The organism is Hyphobacterium sp. (assembly GCF_043584775.1).
GTDB lineage: Bacteria > Pseudomonadota > Alphaproteobacteria > Caulobacterales > Maricaulaceae > Hyphobacterium.
In genome coordinates this window covers 1,696,866-1,712,370 of record NZ_CP121327.1, presented here as the reverse complement: position 1 = coordinate 1,712,370, position 15,505 = coordinate 1,696,866, and the positions used below count along the sequence as shown (strand labels likewise).

The 15,505-nt window shown below is 59.5% G+C and carries 18 protein-coding genes; 5 read left to right on the top strand and 13 right to left on the bottom strand.

Translation table 11 applies throughout. The features are described 5' to 3' along the window. Positions 1 to 19 precede the first annotated feature (19 nt). Positions 20 to 883 (top strand): hypothetical protein, encoded by an 864-nt coding sequence (locus tag P0D52_RS08530; RefSeq protein WP_394692237.1) that lies wholly within the window; start codon positions 20 to 22, stop codon positions 881 to 883. On the opposite strand, the gene P0D52_RS08525 is transcribed toward P0D52_RS08530, so the two are convergent. Further along, on the bottom strand, positions 880 to 1,674 hold the full coding sequence (locus tag P0D52_RS08525) for an aldo/keto reductase (RefSeq protein WP_394692236.1): 795 nt from the start codon (positions 1,672 to 1,674) through the stop codon (positions 880 to 882). The two genes, P0D52_RS08530 and P0D52_RS08525, sit on opposite strands and share 4 nt — an antisense overlap. Further along, positions 1,671 to 1,901: a BolA family protein gene (locus P0D52_RS08520; RefSeq protein ID WP_394692235.1), complete on the bottom strand. Its 231-nt coding sequence runs from the start codon at positions 1,899 to 1,901 to the stop codon at positions 1,671 to 1,673. Before P0D52_RS08520 ends, P0D52_RS08525 begins: the two co-directional genes overlap by 4 nt. Before the next feature lie 82 nt (positions 1,902 to 1,983). Here P0D52_RS08520 and P0D52_RS08515 point away from each other — a divergent pair, with 82 nt between their 5' ends. Further along, positions 1,984 to 2,994: a M20/M25/M40 family metallo-hydrolase gene (locus P0D52_RS08515; protein ID WP_394692234.1), complete on the top strand. Its 1,011-nt coding sequence runs from the start codon at positions 1,984 to 1,986 to the stop codon at positions 2,992 to 2,994. Between the two features lie 9 nt (positions 2,995 to 3,003). Here the strand turns inward: P0D52_RS08515 and purL are convergent, their stop codons facing one another. The 5 genes from purL to purC are packed head-to-tail and all read right to left on the bottom strand — an operon-like array spanning position 3,004 to position 7,480. Further along, positions 3,004 to 5,214, bottom strand: a complete 2,211-nt coding sequence (gene purL, locus P0D52_RS08510; RefSeq protein ID WP_394692233.1) for a phosphoribosylformylglycinamidine synthase subunit PurL — start codon at positions 5,212 to 5,214, stop codon at positions 3,004 to 3,006. 1 nt (position 5,215) lies between these two features. After that, a complete protein-coding gene (purQ, locus tag P0D52_RS08505; RefSeq protein ID WP_394692232.1) occupies positions 5,216 to 5,878 on the bottom strand; it encodes a phosphoribosylformylglycinamidine synthase subunit PurQ in 663 nt (220 codons plus the stop codon). Beyond that, complete coding sequence (locus tag P0D52_RS08500) at positions 5,875 to 6,480, bottom strand: 2-hydroxychromene-2-carboxylate isomerase (protein WP_394692231.1); 606 nt, start codon at positions 6,478 to 6,480, stop codon at positions 5,875 to 5,877. The genes purQ and P0D52_RS08500 overlap by 4 nt, the downstream gene beginning before the upstream one ends. Positions 6,481 to 6,482: 2 nt before the next feature. Then, positions 6,483 to 6,722 carry a phosphoribosylformylglycinamidine synthase subunit PurS gene (gene purS / locus P0D52_RS08495; RefSeq protein WP_394692230.1) on the bottom strand — a complete coding sequence of 80 codons (240 nt, stop codon included), beginning with the start codon at positions 6,720 to 6,722 and terminating at the stop codon, positions 6,483 to 6,485. Beyond that, the gene (purC, locus tag P0D52_RS08490) at positions 6,719 to 7,480 is read right to left on the bottom strand and encodes a phosphoribosylaminoimidazolesuccinocarboxamide synthase (RefSeq protein ID WP_394692229.1); all 762 of its coding nucleotides are present in this window, start codon (positions 7,478 to 7,480) and stop codon (positions 6,719 to 6,721) included. The genes purS and purC overlap by 4 nt, the downstream gene beginning before the upstream one ends. Positions 7,481 to 7,682: 202 nt before the next feature. Between purC and P0D52_RS08485 the strand changes: the two genes are divergently transcribed. Beyond that, positions 7,683 to 8,006, top strand: coding sequence for a DUF1476 domain-containing protein (locus tag P0D52_RS08485; protein ID WP_394692228.1), 324 nt, complete (start codon positions 7,683 to 7,685; stop codon positions 8,004 to 8,006). On the opposite strand, the gene P0D52_RS08480 is transcribed toward P0D52_RS08485, so the two are convergent. From P0D52_RS08480 to P0D52_RS08465, 4 genes are read right to left on the bottom strand one after another with little or no spacing between them, the layout of a single operon-like run. Next, on the bottom strand, positions 8,003 to 8,206 hold the full coding sequence (locus tag P0D52_RS08480) for a DUF2892 domain-containing protein (RefSeq protein WP_394692227.1): 204 nt from the start codon (positions 8,204 to 8,206) through the stop codon (positions 8,003 to 8,005). The two genes, P0D52_RS08485 and P0D52_RS08480, sit on opposite strands and share 4 nt — an antisense overlap. 1 nt (position 8,207) lies before the next feature. Further along, on the bottom strand, positions 8,208 to 11,465 hold the full coding sequence (locus P0D52_RS08475; RefSeq protein WP_394692226.1) for an efflux RND transporter permease subunit: 3,258 nt from the start codon (positions 11,463 to 11,465) through the stop codon (positions 8,208 to 8,210). Beyond that, the gene (locus P0D52_RS08470) at positions 11,462 to 12,418 is read right to left on the bottom strand and encodes an efflux RND transporter periplasmic adaptor subunit (RefSeq protein WP_394692225.1); all 957 of its coding nucleotides are present in this window, start codon (positions 12,416 to 12,418) and stop codon (positions 11,462 to 11,464) included. Before P0D52_RS08470 ends, P0D52_RS08475 begins: the two co-directional genes overlap by 4 nt. Before the next feature lie 5 nt (positions 12,419 to 12,423). Next, positions 12,424 to 12,780, bottom strand: coding sequence for a rhodanese-like domain-containing protein (locus tag P0D52_RS08465; RefSeq protein WP_394692224.1), 357 nt, complete (start codon positions 12,778 to 12,780; stop codon positions 12,424 to 12,426). An 81-nt stretch (positions 12,781 to 12,861) separates the two neighbouring features. On the opposite strand from P0D52_RS08465, the gene P0D52_RS08460 reads away from it, so the two are divergent. Both P0D52_RS08460 and P0D52_RS08455 read left to right on the top strand, forming a co-directional pair. Further along, entirely contained in the window at positions 12,862 to 13,197 is a 336-nt protein-coding gene (locus tag P0D52_RS08460; RefSeq protein ID WP_394692223.1) for an ArsR/SmtB family transcription factor, read from the top strand. A 35-nt stretch (positions 13,198 to 13,232) separates the two neighbouring features. Then, positions 13,233 to 14,516: an NAD(P)/FAD-dependent oxidoreductase gene (locus P0D52_RS08455; protein ID WP_394692222.1), complete on the top strand. Its 1,284-nt coding sequence runs from the start codon at positions 13,233 to 13,235 to the stop codon at positions 14,514 to 14,516. Here the strand turns inward: P0D52_RS08455 and P0D52_RS08450 are convergent. Next, a complete protein-coding gene (locus P0D52_RS08450; protein WP_394692221.1) occupies positions 14,513 to 14,956 on the bottom strand; it encodes a hypothetical protein in 444 nt (147 codons plus the stop codon). The genes P0D52_RS08455 and P0D52_RS08450 overlap by 4 nt on opposite strands. Then, the gene (locus tag P0D52_RS08445) at positions 14,953 to 15,501 is read right to left on the bottom strand and encodes a pyridoxamine 5'-phosphate oxidase family protein (RefSeq protein WP_394692220.1); all 549 of its coding nucleotides are present in this window, start codon (positions 15,499 to 15,501) and stop codon (positions 14,953 to 14,955) included. The genes P0D52_RS08450 and P0D52_RS08445 overlap by 4 nt, the downstream gene beginning before the upstream one ends. Positions 15,502 to 15,505 lie beyond the last annotated feature (4 nt).

Genomic DNA, 15,505 nt, shown 5'->3' with positions numbered 1-15,505 from the left:
TCATTCGGGAGGAAAATGCATGATCAGGAATGTCATCACGGCGGTGCTAGGGCTGCTGATCGTACTGATCGGCGCGGTTTATTTTCTCGCCTGGCGGTCTCCCGCGACGATGCCGCGAACAGCCGAGGGACAAAATTGGGCGCTAATGAGCTGGCAGGAATACAGCACGGTCGCATCGCAATATCAGGCGCCCGTTATCCGTGAGGTTGATCCATTGGCCGATGGCGCCGTGCTGTTTTTCGGCGCCGAGCATTCCGGCAATATCGAGCACCCGCAGTTTGCCGCGCTGGAGCAGGCGCTCGAAACCTTCCAGCCGAGCGTGGTGCTGGTCGAGGGCCGGCTCGGGTTTCTGCTGCCCGGCGTTATGGATCCTGTGGAGACCTATGGGGAGTCCGGCTTTGCCGTGGCGCAAGCGCGCCGCCGGGGCCTGAACTATTTCAGCTGGGAGCTCGACAAGGCCGACGAAATTGCCGCGCTCCGCGAGCAATTCTCGCAGGAGCAGGTCGCGCTCTTTATTATCATGCGCCCCTTCCTCGCCAACAACTGGCCAAATCAGGACGTGTCGCCGGAAGACCGGCTGGCAGGCTATATACGCGATCGGGGCGATCGGCCCGGTATTGAAGGCACGATTACCGGTGTCGAAGATGTCGAAGCCATCTGGGCCAGGGATTTTGCCGGCGAAACCGATTGGCGGGATCTGCGGTTCGGCACCAGCCTGCCGTCCTATCTGGGCGAGCTGTTTGAATACGCCAATGATGTTCGCGATGCCCACTTGCTGGATCAAGTCATGCGCCTGACGGGCGAAGGCGAGCGGGTTCTGGTTGTCGCTGGTTGGTCGCATGTGGTCCGGATCGAGCCGGTGTTTGCGTCAACCGGCAATTAAAGCCCGGCAAGGGCGGCATTGGCCCGCAAGTGCTCTGAACGCGTCGTCAGGCAGAGCGTGGTCGAACAGGCCGGAGCCTTCAGGGCCCAGGACATGGCCTCTTCTGCGCTATGCAGACCGCCGGGCCCTGTCTGGCGCAAAAGGCGCCGGGCCAGATAGAAGGCTTGTGCGCCGCTCCGGGGAAAACTCAGCGGGCGGTGCGCCACAGACATGGCCTCGATACCCACGACCAGCCGGTTTTTGGCATACTGATCAGCCAGCAGGGCAAGGTGCTCATCCGGCATGCCCTTGTAGACAGGAGCCATGACGGCGCCGAACAGATCGTGCTCGAGTGGCGGATAAAGGTCGGGCGGCCGGCCCGACACGCCGATCTCGACTGCTTTGCCCTGGTCAAAAATGCGCTGAAGAACGCTCATCAGCTCGTCGGTCAGCTCGCCGGTGGCAACGCCCTGCAGGAAGAGAATATCGACATAGTCCGTGCCCAGCCGTTTCAGGCTGTCATGGAATTCGGCCTCGATCCCGGCGGGTGAGAAATCGCGCCTGTTTCGGCGCGGTACACCAGCCTTGGTCAGGATGTTCAGTTGCGAGCGATCTAGCCCCTTGATCGCTGATCCCAGCCGTTTTTCAGCCTCGCCATGTCCATAGAGCGGCGCCGTATCAAACACATTGATTCCGAGATCAATCGCTTGCCGGATCAGACGGATGGTTTTCTTCCGGCCCACGCTGAAATAACTGTGCGGGCCGGACACGCCGAAACCCAGACGCGACATGGCCGGCGAAACGGGTGTCACGGAGCTCGCGTCTTCAGCTTCAGAGCATGCAGTTCGCCGCCCATGCGTCCGCCCAGGGCGGCATAGACCAATTGGTGTTGCTTGATGCGGGGCAGGCCGCGAAACGCCTCAGCGGTCACGATGGCTTCGTAATGATCGCCATCGCCGGCGAGATCGTTGAGCTCTACCTCGGCTCCCTCAATTCCGTCCTGGATCAGGCGGACAATATCTTCGGCATTCATCGGCATGACAGAATCGTATGTGGCGGCTTCTGGTCCGTTTGTATAGACCGTTCTTCAAAATCTGCCATGTCAGTGGAGTATAGAAAACATGCGTCATCTCGTTCTTGGTCTCGCCGCAGCCCTCGCTGCAACCCTTCCGGCCTCCGCACAGGATATCAATGCGCAGCAGGCGCTGGATGACCTTCGGGCACTGACAACGGACGAGATGGATGGCCGCCGCACCGGCACGCAAGGCGCTGCCGATGCGCGCGCCTATATCAGCGAGCGGTTTTTCCTGTCGGGCCTTATGGCGTTCGGCGAGACATGGGAACAGGCATTCACCTATACGCCCCGTCGCTCGGCAGAAGAGCTGCAGGGGATCAATCTTGTCGGTTATCATGCCGGCACAGGTGGCAATGAGAACGGTCCGGTGATCGTCGTGACGGCGCACTATGACCATCTGGGCAATTGCGGCGGTCAGATCTGCAATGGTGCGGATGACAATGCTTCGGGCGTGGCAGCGATGATCGCCGTGGCTGAAGCGCTGCGCGACAATCCGCCGGAACATACCATCATTTTTGCCGCGCTGGATGCCGAGGAAAACGGATTGAATGGTGCCCGTGCGCTCGTGGCAGACCTGCCCGTCGACCAGAGCCGTGTGGTGCTCAACATCAATCTGGATATGCTGGCGATCAATGCCGAGAACGAATTGCCGGCGGCCGGGGCGTTCCACTTCCCCTTCCTTCGCGATCATATCGACGCGATTGACGTCGCAGCCCCGACACATGTGATCCAGGGCTATGATTCACCGGAATGGGGCCCGAATGGTGACTGGACCTATTCGTCTGACCATGCCGCCTTTCATGATGCCGGCATTCCGTGGATTTATTACGGGGTCGACTTTCACGAACATTATCATCAGCCGACAGACGAGTTCGAAGTCGTCCAGCAGGACTTCTTCCTCTCAAACGCCCAGACCGTGTTGAATGCGGTCGTCTATTTCGACGAGAATCTGGACACCGTTGCGGAAGAGTTGGCGGCGCAACGCGCCGCCGCGCCAGAGGTTGAAAGCGGCCACGTCAGCGACGATGGCCGCTTCATCAAGCCGGGCATGGAATAGAGGGCGGGGCTACTCCGCCTCGCCCATCAGGGACGGCATGAAGCTCTCATTGACGGCTTTCAGGTCGGCAATCGAGACTTCAATTGTGCCATTGATGGTCAGAGCATCGCCACCGGCGATGCCGATAACGTGGAGGGGTACGCCTGCGGCCTTGGCGGCCTTGCGCATATCCTTGGCGGACGCTTCATCAACCGCAATCAGGTATCGCGCCTGATCTTCGCCAAAGAGCCAGCCATGCAGCGGCAGATCGCCGTCATGGACGAGATTCAGCCCGGTACCTGATGCCATCGCCATCTCGGACGCCGCCGCGCCCAGCCCTCCATCGGACAAGTCGTGGCAGGCCTTGATGTGGCCGCCACGGATCTGCTCGCGCACGAAATCGCCATTGCGTTTCTCAATGGCGAGATCGACCGGTGGCGGGCTGCCGTCTTCGCGGTTCTCGATGATTTTCAGGTAGATGGACGCGCCCAGATGACCTTCGTTATCACCGACCACCATCAGGATGTCACCGGTTCTCACGCAGCCATAGCCCATACGCTTCGACATGTCGGGGATCAGGCCAACGCCGCCAACCGCCGGGGTTGGTGGAATGGCAAAGCCGTTGGTCTCGTTATAAAGCGACACATTGCCGGACACGACCGGGAAGTTGAGCACGCGGCAGGCCTCCGACATGCCTTCAACGCATTCGGCGAACTGGCCCATAATGTGTTCTTTTTCCGGGTTTCCGAAATTCATGCAGTCGGTAATCGCGATAGGGTCAGCACCCACCGCCGTCAGATTGCGCCAGGCCTCCGCCACGGCCTGCTTGCCGCCCTCTATCGGGTGGTTCTCGCAATAACGCGGCGTGCAATCGGTTGTAATCGCAATGCCTTTATTCGTGCCATGAACGCGGACAATGGCGGCATCCGCCGGGTCTTCAGACGAAGCGGCTGTATCCGCCATGACGTGCCGATCATACTGCTTCCAGATCCAGGCCTTTGATGACAGATCCGGCGAGACCATCATCGTCAGAAGGGTTTCGGCATAATCCTTCGGCTGCGACAGCTCGTCGGACAGGATAGCCGGCTCCGGCGCCGCGCGTTTCCACGGGCGCTCATACATGGGCGCATCTTCGGCCAGCGGGTCGAGCGGGATATCGCAAACCACCGTATTCTTGTGCATCAGCACCATGCGTCCGGTGCCGGTTGTGCGGCCGATCGTGGCGACGTCCAGCTCCCACTTCTCGAAAATGGCCTCGGCAATGTGTTCCTTGCCCGGCTTCAGGATGAAGAGCATCCGTTCCTGACTTTCAGACAGCATCATCTCGTAGGCCGACATGTTGTCTTCACGCTGGGGCACCTTGTCGAGGTCCATCAGCAAGCCAACCTGACCCTTGCCGGCCATTTCAACAGACGAAGAGGTGAGGCCGGCAGCGCCCATATCCTGAACCGCGGCAATCGCATCCGTCGCCATCAGTTCCAGGCACGCCTCGATCAACTTTTTCTCGACAAACGGGTCGCCAACCTGAACGGTAGGGCGCTTCTCATCGCTTTCATCGTCAAATTCGGCCGACGCCATGGTGGCGCCATGGATACCGTCGCGGCCGGTCTTGGAGCCAACATATACAATGGGCTGTCCCGGCTCGGCGCCGCGCGCATAGAAAATCTTGTCCGCATCGGCGAGGCCGACCGCCATCGCATTGACGAGGATATTGCCGTTATACCCGGCGTGGAAATTCGTCTCGCCGCCAACGGTCGGCACGCCCACGCAATTGCCATAACCGCCAATGCCGGCGACCACGCCGGAGACCAGCTGGCGCGTCTTGGAATGCTCGGGCGCGCCAAAGCGCAACGCATTCATCAGCGCAATCGGACGCGCGCCCATGGTGAAGACATCGCGCAAGATGCCGCCCACACCGGTCGCTGCACCCTGATAGGGCTCGATATAGGAGGGGTGGTTGTGGCTCTCCATCTTGAAGATACAGGCCTGACCATCGCCTATATCGACAACGCCGGCATTCTCGCCTGGGCCCTGGATGACTTTGTCGCCCGTCACCGGAAATTTCTTCAAATGGACGCGTGAGGATTTGTACGAGCAGTGCTCGGACCACATGACCGAGAAAATACCGAGCTCGACGATATTCGGAGCACGACCCAGAATCTCGACAGCTTTCTCATACTCGTCCCGTGGCAGGTGCGAGTCCGCGATCTCTTGCGTGATGCCTTCAGCAAATTGGGTCATCTCACGCACTCCCCAGAAGGCTTTCAAAGACGGGCAGGCCGTCCGTTCCGCCATGATCGGCATCAATTGCGCGCTCCGGATGAGGCATCATGCCCATCACATTGCCGCGTTCATTGGTAATGCCGGCGATATCGCGCGCTGAGCCGTTCGGGTTGTGCGCATAGCGGAAGACGACCTGGCCTTGGCTCTCGATCCGGTCCAGCGTTTCATCATCGGCGAAATAATTGCCGTCATGGTGCGCCACCGGAATGATCACATCCCGCGTCGACCCATATTGGCTTGTGAATTGCGTATTGCCGTTTTCAATCTTCAGCGGCGATTTTTCGCAAACAAAGTGCAGGCTGGCATTGCGCATGAGCGCGCCCGGCAGGAGGCCGGTCTCGATCAGGATCTGGAAACCATTGCAGACGCCCAGGATGGGCTTGCCGGCTTCGGCATGGGCTTTCACCGCCGGGATGATGTGCGAGACGCCGGCCATCGCGCCGCATCGCAGATAATCACCGTAGGAAAAGCCGCCGGGCAGCATCACGAACTCCGTGCCGTCGGGCAAGGCGGTTTCCTGATGCCAGACCATGGCTGGCGCGGTTCCCGTCACCTTCTCGATGGCCATGGCGGCATCACGATCACAATTGGATCCGGGAAAGACGATTACAGCAGATTTCATCGTTCGGCTTGCTCCACGGCCCAGTCCAGCGCGTCGGCCATACGGTCGCCACCCCAGAAGATTTCTGTACCGACTCTGTAGGTCGGGGCTCCGAATATCCCGGCAGACAGGGCTTCGTCCACCTGTGCCCGCAGGACAAGCTTGTTTTCTTCCGCGCGGCTGGCGGCCAGAACACGGTCAGTATCCGCCAGGTCACCGATCGCGGTACGCAGGGTGTCTTCCGCAGCGATATTCCGGCCCTCGCCGAACTCCAGTAGATAGAGGCGCCGCGAAAATTCGCCGATCCAGCCTTCCTGAGCGGCGATTAGGCCGACCCGCGCCGCGTGGACGCTGTTCTGGGGCCAGTCGCCATCGGCCGCGAGCTGGAAGGGCAGGCCGGTCCGCATGCAGATCCGCTGCATGTCGCGGATCATGTAACGGCCCTTGGCCGGATAGAGATTGAACGGAGACGTGTTCCAGCCCTGGCTGGCGAAGACCGGCCCGAGAATGAAGGGCTTCCAGACCAGTTCGACGCCGGCCTGCCCGCAGGCCGCTTCAATCGCAAATGTGGCAGGATAGGAATAGGTAGACGCGTACTCGAACCAGAATTCGAGTCTGGTCATACTCAAGCCATCTCCACCGTGAAGTTTTCGATCACGGGATTTGCCAGCAATTTCTTGCACATCTCCTCGACGCGGGTCTTGGCAGCGTCGGCATCGTCACCGGAAAGATCCAGCTCGATCAGCTTGCCCTGACGTGCGTTTTCAACTTCGTCAAAGCCGAGATTTTTCAGGGCTCCGGCAACGGCGGCCCCTTGCGGGTCGAGAACGCCGGGCTTCAGATAGACGTGGATACGCGCTTTCACTTCATGACCTCTTCGATATTCGTGACCGTGCCCGATTCCCGGATCACGCCGAGACGGCGGGCAACTTCAGTATAGGCTTCGGTGACATTTCCCAGATCGCGGCGGAACCGGTCCTTGTCCATTTTCTCGTTGGTTTCGATATCCCACAGGCGGCAGCTGTCCGGACTGATTTCATCAGCCAGAACGATCCGCATCATATCGCCTTCGAACAGACGGCCAAACTCGATCTTGAAATCGATCAGCTGGATCCCGACTGCGGCGAACATACCGGTCAGAAAATCATTGATCCGCACGGTGAGGGCGATGATGTCATCCAGATCCTGCGGACTGGCCCAGTTGAAGGCGGTAATGTGATCTTCGGTGACCAGCGGGTCGCCCAACTCGTCCTTCTTGTAGCAATACTCGATGATCGAGCGCGGCAATTGCGTACCTTCCTCAATCCCGAGACGCGTGCAGATAGACCCGGCCGCAACGTTGCGCACGATCACTTCCAGCGGAATGATCTCGACCTGGCGCACCAATTGTTCGCGCATGTTCAGGCGGCGGATGAAATGGGTGGGAATGCCCGCCCGCATCAACCCGATCATGATAAACTCGCTGATCCGGTTGTTCAGAACACCCTTGCCTTCCAGCGTGGCCTTTTTCTGATTGTTGAAGGCGGTTGCATCGTCCTTGAAATACTGGACAATTGTGCCCGGCTCGGGTCCCTCGTAAAGGATCTTCGCCTTGCCTTCATAGATCATCTTGCGGCGTGCCATCGCCTTGCTCCTCGCGCGGGACCAGAGGTCCGAAAAAGCAAACGGCCCCGAATCGATCTGCAGGGCCGCCTTAGGCCTTCCTCTTTACTCCGCGCAGCGCTTTGCTGCAATGCGGTGATGTGCGCCGTCTCGCATGATTGATTTACGCGCCGCGCCAAGCTAACGGAGAGACAGCACAACATGCATTTCGAGGGAGACGCGCATGAGCGGAATGGACGATCGCGAAAAAGGTCTGGAGGGCGCTTACGCTCACAGTCAGGAACTGGAATTCAAGGCGACGGTCCGCCGCAACAAGCTGTTGGGTCTCTGGGTTGCCGAGCAATTGGGCAAAACCGGCGAAGACGCGCAAAACTATGCCAAGGAAGTCGTGAAGGCGGACTTCGAAGAGGCAGGGCATGAAGACGTCTACCGCAAGGTCAAGGGCGATCTGGATGCGGCTGACGTCGACGTTTCCGAACACGTCATCCGCACCAGAATGGACCAGCTGCTCGCCGAAGCCCGGCAGCAGATCATGGCCGAAGGCTAGGCGCCAACCACGTTCTCCTTAAGGCCCATGGCCTTGAAGACCATGGCGGCCGGGCAAAATCCGGTGAAGCTGGACTGGATCAGATTCAGTCCGACGAAAGTCGTCAGCGCCAGCCAGTAAGGGCTGAACGCCCAGGCGAGTGCGAGCGACACCAGGACCATTACGCCTGCAAACAGGGTTACAGCTCTACCAATTGTCATGTCAGTCTCCTTGTGATGGGGCGGCGGATTCGACCGTCGTTTCAGGGGAATAGGGCGCATCGGCATCCTTGAAGATCACATAGATCGCCGGGATGACGAGGACGGTCAGAAGGGTTGATGAGGCCAATCCGAACAGGAGCGAGATGGCCAGCCCCTGGAAGATCGGGTCGGTCAAAATCACCGAGGCCCCGATCATCGCGGCAAGCGCGGTCAGCAGGATCGGCTTGAACCGGATCGCTCCCGCTCGCAGCAGCGTGTCCCGCAAGGGCTCGCCCGCTTCCGCGCCATGCCGGATGAAATCCACCAGCAGGATGGAGTTGCGGACGATAATGCCGGCCAGCGCGATAAATCCGATCATCGAAGTGGCGGTAAAGGCCGCCCCGAAGATCCAGTGCCCGATCATGATGCCGATAAAGGTCAGGGGGATGGGAATCAGGATGATCAGCGGCACGCGGAAGGAGCCGAACTGGGCGACCACCAGCACATAAATCCCCAGCAGCGCGACCATGAAGGCAGCGCCCATATCACGGAAGGTGACATAGGTAATTTCCCATTCGCCATCCCAGAGGAGAGTCACATCTGCATCGCTGGCCGGTTGGCCATACAGGCTGATGACAGGCTGCGGAACAGCCTCCGACCAGTCGCGGCCATCCAGTGCATCCGCCACGGCCAGCATGCCATATATCGGGGCTTCAAAATCTCCCGCCAGTTCGCCCATGACCATTTCCAGATAGCGCCCGTCACGGCGGAAAATCGGATAGGAACCGGCTTCTTCAGTTACCGTGACGACATCACCCAATTCGGCAATGGCGCGCGAGCCGGGCAATGTGTTGGCAGGGACCGGTGTAGAGGCCAGGCGTTCATTCCATACAAGCCCGCTATCGGGCAGTTGAACGGCAATCTCGACCGGATTGCGGCCTTCGCCGCGATGGGAATAACCCACCGGCATGCCATCGAAAAGCGCGCGGATCGTGTCATAGACGTCTGATTGCTGGACCTGGAAGAAAGCGAGGCTTTCCTGATCAATCGCGATGCGCAGGCGCGGACGGGGCGTGCCGAAGCTGTCGTCGATATCGACAATATAGGGAACATCGTTGAAGGCGGCGCGCACTTCCGTCGCAACAGCACGGCGCGTATCGGCATCCGGACCATAAATCTCGGCCAGCAGGGTGGCGAGCACGGGCGGTCCGGGCGGGATTTCCGCCACACGGATGACCGTACCTTCCGGCACATCCAGATCTGCCAGCAATTCCCGCGCCTCCAGCGCGATTTCGTGCGACGACCGGTCGCGATGGTGCTTGGCCTCCAGATTGACTTGCAAATCGCCGAGCTCCGGCCGCTCACGCAGATAATAGTGCCGCACCAGGCCGTTGAAATTGAACGGCGCCGCCGTCCCGGAATAAAGCTGGATCGACGTTGCTTCCGGCAAGGCGGCCAGCCGGTCAGCAGCGTCCATCAACACTCGTTCTGTCCGTTCCAGCGTCGCACCCTCGGGTAAGTCGACAATGACCTGGAATTCCGACTTGTTGTCGAACGGCAAAAGCTTCACCGTCACCGCCTGGGTCGCGAACAGTGTCAGCGAAAGCGCCGTCAGCACTCCAACAACGATCAGCAGCGTCCAGGCGCTGCCCCGCGATTTGACAACCGGCGCTGCAACCCGGCGATAAAGCCGTCCCAGAATGCCCTCACTGTTGTGTGCATCATGTCCGCCACTGTGTTTGCGGCGGCCGGCAATCACCTTCATCAGCCAGGGCGTCAGGATCACGGCGACGAAGAAGGAAAAGATCATTGCCGCCGAGGCATTGATCGGAATCGGCGCCATATAGGGCCCCATCAGACCCGAGACGAACAGCATGGGCAGGAGCGCCGCGACAACCGTGAGCGTCGCGACGATCGTGGGGTTGCCGACTTCGGCGACGGCTTCGATGGCCGACTGGACGCGTGATTTTCCGGTATCCATCGCCCAGTGGCGCGCAATGTTCTCAATCACCACGATCGCGTCATCCACGAGAATGCCGATGGAGAAAATCAGCGCAAAGAGGGAGACACGATTGATCGTGAAACCCATCAGATTCGAGGCAAAAAGCGTCAGCAGAATCGTGGTCGGGATCACAACGAGCACGACCAGTCCTTCGCGCCAGCCGATGACAAAGGTCACCAGAAGGACGATGGAAATCGTCGCCAGGGCCAGGTGAAACAGGAGCTCATTGGCCTTTTCATTCGCCGTCTCGCCGTAATTGCGGGTGACGGTGACATTCAGCCCCTCGGGAATGAGGTCGCCCCGCAGCAATTCAAGCCGCTCGAGAATGTGTTCGGACACTACGACGGCATTTGCACCCTCGCGTTTGGCAATGGCGAGCGTGACTGCCGGTGTCCGCGTCCAGCCCTCATGATGGTCGTCGCGCGTGAGATTCCAGGCACGGGCATCGGCGGGCTCAGCACCGATCACGACGTCTGCAACATCCTGCACATAGACCGGACGCCCATCGCGGGTTGTCAGAAGCAGAAGGCCGATATCCGGCCCGCCCTGCAAGGTCTGGCCTGCAACGATAGTGCGCGATTGATCCATGGCAGTGACGCGACCCGCCGGGAAAGAGCGGTTCGCTTCTGCCAGACGGCCGGCCAGCTGTTGGAGCGTCACGCCGTGGAGCGATAGCCGCTCCGGGTCGGGCTCAATGCGGATCTGGTCCGCGCGGCCGCCGACGATATAGGTCTGGCCGACATCCTCGACATTCATCAGCGCGGAACGCAATTCCTCGGCGATATTGTAGATCGCATTATCATCCCATCGCTCGGCCACTTCAGCGGAAGGCGAGAGCGTCAACGAGACAATTGCCACATCACTGATTCCCCGGCCTGCAATCAGGGGCTCGGGAATACCGATGGGCATTTGCGCGTAATTGGCGCGAATTTCCTCGTGCACGCGCAGGATGGCATCGTCAAAGTCCGTTCCAACTTCGAAACGGGCTGTGACCATCACCTTATCGTCTTCCGTCTGGGAGTAGATGTGCTCTACCGACTGGATCGATCCGATGATGGCTTCAAGGGGTTCGGTGATCAACTCAACGGCGTCGGGCGCGCGTAAACCGTCCGCACGGACCATGACATCGACCATCGGCACGGAGATCTGTGGCTCTTCCTCGCGCGGGATCGTCACCAGTGCGATCAGTCCGACCGCGAGGGACGCCAGAAGGATTAGCGGCGATAGCGGGGAGTTGATGAAGGCCCGCGTCAGGTTTCCGGATATACCCAGCTTCATGGTTGCACCAGAATGTCGCCCGTGGACAGACCTGAGAGAATCTCGATTTCAGAGCCGCGGACTTCTCCGCGCTGGATCACCACATCATACGTGTTTTCGCTTTCGCCCTGAATTTGTACGTAATCGACGCCATAGCGGGTATCGACGAATGTATCGGGAATGAAGATCGTCTCGCGGCTATCAACCGCAACAAGCACCCGGACCCGTTCACCCACGAAAAAGTCGCCCAGCCCATCCACCAGCGCATCGGCCATAACCCGGCCATCCTGAATGCGTGGATAGACCTGGCGAATAAAGCCGGTCGGCGCGACATCGCCGGTAAGGTCCGAGCCATCAACGCGAATGCTGTCGCCTTCTGATATGGACCGCGCATGGCGCTCCGGCAGCATAAGACGCAACACATAAAGGTCCGATGCGACCGAGGCGATCATCTCGCCCGGCAGGACGACGGACCCGGCTGTGACAGGGACATCCAGAACCCGTCCGGCCGTGGGCGCGAGGACATTGCCTTCACGCGATTGCTGCACAATGACCGCACGTTCCTGCCGCGCAGACGCCAGCTGGTTTTCAAGGACATCAACCGCCGTCTGGGCCTCATCCAGGCGGGCCTGCGCAAAGATGCCGCGATCAAACAGGTCTTGCGCCCGTGTCAGGTCGGAACGGGCCTGATCCAGCTGTGCGCTCAAGGCCGCTGCCGTCGAATTTACCGCGCCGATTTGCGGCCCGAGGCGGTCATCGACCACAATCGCGATGATGTCGCCGGCTTCAACCGCATCGCCCTCATCAACGCGCAATTCGCCGACCACGCCGCCAATGCGGGCGCGGGCGCTGACCACGTCAACACTTTCGACGGTCGCGAAAACCGCCTTTTCGTCCGTCACGACACGTGGCTCGACAACGTAGGTTTCGGCGGTGCCGGCTTGAAGGAATGCAAGGAAGAGGGCGGTGATCATGGCGCTCAGCCTTTCTGCGGATCGACAACGCGGCCGGTTGCCGGGTCAACTGCAATGGTTGGCAGACCCGCAGCTTTCCAGCCCATCAATCCGGTCGCCATATGGCGCGTGATCGGGACGCCTGCCTCGGCACAGCGCGCCAGAGCATCACCGGACCGCTTGGCCGATCCGCAATGCAGGATGACGTCTCGTGAGGTGTCAATCGGAAGCGCTTTGGGATCGAAGGTCGAAAGCGGATGGAGCAGGGCGCCGTGAATGCGCTCGGCGGCAAATTCGCCCGGTTCGCGCACGTCGATGAGAATGGCTTTGCCGCTTTTCAGCGCTTCGGCGGTCGCTTGCGGACTGATTTCCTGAACAGACATGGCTTTCTCCGGTTCTGAAACTATATGATTGACAGCTAAATAAGCAATAGCTACATTAGTGTCAACTAATAAGGATGAATTATGAGTTCGATAGCAGACCCCTCCATTCGCGAGCTCCAGGAGCAAGCGGGAGAAGCCGCCGGCTTCCTGAAGTTGATTGCAAATGAGAAGCGGCTGCTGATCCTGTGCCGGCTCGCGCTGGGCGAGGCAACCGTGGCGGAACTGACCACGATTGCGAACCTTTCCCAATCGGCCATGTCCCAGCATCTTGCCAAGATGCGTCAGGACGGACTGGTTCGGGGCCGCAAGGACGGCTTGCAGGTTTTCTATTCCATCGCCGATCAGCGCTGCATCGGCCTTTTGCACCATCTGAAATCGGAATTCTGTACCGCGGTCGATGAGGTCGCGGGCAAATAAGCCGCCGGGACAGTCCGGCCTGTCGGGAGGAAATCATGACACATGTAGTTATTCTGGGCGCAGGTCTGGGCGGGGTTCCGATGGCGCTGGAAGCGCGCAAGGAACTCTCGAAAGACGTCAATGTCACGGTGATCAGCGACTCGGCGACCTTTCATTTCACACCGTCCAATCCCTGGGTGGCTGTCGACTGGCGCAAGCCCGACGCCATCAAGGTCGATCTGGTCCCGATGTTCGCGAAAAAAAAGATCAACTTCATCCATGCCGCCGCAAAGAAGGTTCAGCCCGACCAGAACTCTATTCTTCTGGCGAATGGCGAAACCGTAGACTACGACTATCTGGTCATCGCCACCGGTCCGGAGCTCGCGTTTGACGAAATCGAGGGTCTGGGGCCGCACGGCGGACATACCCAATCGGTCTGTCATGTCGATCATGCCGCAGACTCCAAACTGGTCTGGGATGATTTCGTCAAGGATCCCGGCCCGATTGTTGTCGGAGCGGTGCAGGGCGCGTCGTGTTTTGGCCCGGCCTATGAATTTGCCATGATCATGGAAACCGATCTGCGCAAACGGAAGATTCGCGACAAGGTCCCGATGACCTTTGTCACCTCGGAGCCCTATGTCGGCCATCTCGGCCTGGACGGTGTTGGCGATACCAAGGGCTTGCTGGAAAGCGAAATGCGCAACCGGCATATCAAGTGGATCACCTCTGCGCGCGTCAAGAAGGTCGAGGCCGGACTGATGCATGTTGAGGAGGTCAATCCTGACGGCTCGGTCAAGCAAACCCATGAATTGCCCTTCAAATACTCGATGATGTTGCCACCCTTCCGTGGCATTCCGGCCGTGCGCGACATAGAAGGCCTGGTCAATCCGCGCGGGTTTGTCATTGCCGATAAAACCCAGCAAAATCCGACCTTCAGGAATGTCTTCTCCGTGGGCGTGTGCGTCGCCATTGCCCCGGTCGAGACCTACGCCGTGCCGGTGGGCGTTCCGAAAACCGGCTTCATGATTGAATCCATGGTGCATGCCGCGGCCAAGAATATCCGCTGCCTGATCAAGGGTGAGGAATTGCGCCATGAGGCCACCTGGAATGCGGTCTGTATTGCGGACTTTGGCGATGGTGGTGTCGGCTTTGTCGCCATGCCGCAAATCCCGCCGCGCAATGTAAACTGGTCAGCCGAAGGCGGTTGGGTCCACATGGCCAAGGTCGCATTTGAAAAATACTTCCTCGGCAAGATCCGCAACGGTGTCGGAGAGCCGTTTTACGAGAAAGCGGTCTTTGACATGCTGGGCGTGCACAAGGTCAAGTCGAAGGCGAACTAGCCGCGCATATTGGCGGGAAGGTTCAAACCGTCCCGCTCATTATCCCAGATCATCGAGATGATGCGCCATTTGCCGCCTGCATCCTTATAAAACTGGATGGAATTGATGCCCCGGCGTTCCGGTTCGGCGCTATCCAGGTCGGTGCGCGCCTCATAACTGGACCAGGCGTGGGCCATATTACCGAAGACCCGGACTTCGCAGGCCAGTTCGATCTCATAGAATGCATTCTCGTTGAAATGCTCCGTCGTATTTTCGCGGTATTCGTCGGGCGAGAGCATGACGGCCCAGGGTTTGCCGTTGTCGTCCACGCCGGTGCGGATCTGGCGGCAATCCGGGTGGAAGTATTCGAAATGGTCAGACCAGTCGCGCGGGCCGGCCGGTCCGGAAATCATCGCATAAATGGCCCGGACGACCTCGCGGATCTCGGCTTCATCGCTCACGGTTTTACCAGCCCCGGCAGGCCATCGATCGATTTTGCGTTCGAGGCATAGCGCCGTTCCCGCCATTCCTCATCGCTGCGATGTTCATTGGTGCGGATCAGCTGATCGCGTTCCCCGGCGAAGTCATAGAATGGCACGCCCCAGCCGCAGGAATCCTGTATGCGCGTGATGTTGGCGGTGATGATGGCGCGCGCTTTCGGAAAGTCCGGAAATTGCGCCAGCGCGTCCGCAAACCCGGGATCATCAAAACAGATCGCGTCGCCCTTGCCATATAGACGCAGGATGTTGGCCTTGCCCTCGAAGGCGCAGAACATGAAGGTGATGCGGCCATTCTCACGCAGATGCGCTACGGTTTCGATACCCGATCCGCCCAGGTCCAGATAGGCGACCTTGTTCGGGCCCAGAATACGGAAACTGTCATAACCCTTGGGCGACACATTCACATGGCCATCCGTGCTCGACGGCGCGGTGGCGACGAAGAACATTTTCTGGGCCTTGATGAAGTCGGCGATCCGGTCGTCGATATGATCCGAGAATTTGGACACGCCG

Excerpts from the sequence above, each read along its gene's own strand:
- P0D52_RS08485 (WP_394692228.1), top strand. The coding sequence starts at position 7,683 with ATGAGCGGAATGGACGATCGCGAAAAAGGTCTGGAGGGCGCTTACGCT.
- purC (WP_394692229.1), bottom strand. The coding sequence starts at position 7,480 with ATGGCACGCCGCAAGATGATCTATGAAGGCAAGGCGAAGATCCTTTAC.
- P0D52_RS08515 (WP_394692234.1), top strand. The coding sequence starts at position 1,984 with ATGCGTCATCTCGTTCTTGGTCTCGCCGCAGCCCTCGCTGCAACCCTT.
- purL (WP_394692233.1), bottom strand. The coding sequence starts at position 5,214 with ATGACCCAATTTGCTGAAGGCATCACGCAAGAGATCGCGGACTCGCAC.
- P0D52_RS08470 (WP_394692225.1), bottom strand. The coding sequence starts at position 12,418 with ATGATCACCGCCCTCTTCCTTGCATTCCTTCAAGCCGGCACCGCCGAA.
- P0D52_RS08465 (WP_394692224.1), bottom strand. The coding sequence starts at position 12,780 with ATGTCTGTTCAGGAAATCAGTCCGCAAGCGACCGCCGAAGCGCTGAAA.
- P0D52_RS08480 (WP_394692227.1), bottom strand. The coding sequence starts at position 8,206 with ATGACAATTGGTAGAGCTGTAACCCTGTTTGCAGGCGTAATGGTCCTG.
- P0D52_RS08530 (WP_394692237.1), top strand. The coding sequence starts at position 20 with ATGATCAGGAATGTCATCACGGCGGTGCTAGGGCTGCTGATCGTACTG.
- P0D52_RS08455 (WP_394692222.1), top strand. The coding sequence starts at position 13,233 with ATGACACATGTAGTTATTCTGGGCGCAGGTCTGGGCGGGGTTCCGATG.
- purQ (WP_394692232.1), bottom strand. The coding sequence starts at position 5,878 with ATGAAATCTGCTGTAATCGTCTTTCCCGGATCCAATTGTGATCGTGAT.
- P0D52_RS08460 (WP_394692223.1), top strand. The coding sequence starts at position 12,862 with ATGAGTTCGATAGCAGACCCCTCCATTCGCGAGCTCCAGGAGCAAGCG.
- P0D52_RS08475 (WP_394692226.1), bottom strand. The coding sequence starts at position 11,465 with ATGAAGCTGGGTATATCCGGAAACCTGACGCGGGCCTTCATCAACTCC.
- P0D52_RS08520 (WP_394692235.1), bottom strand. The coding sequence starts at position 1,901 with ATGCCGATGAATGCCGAAGATATTGTCCGCCTGATCCAGGACGGAATT.
- P0D52_RS08500 (WP_394692231.1), bottom strand. The coding sequence starts at position 6,480 with ATGACCAGACTCGAATTCTGGTTCGAGTACGCGTCTACCTATTCCTAT.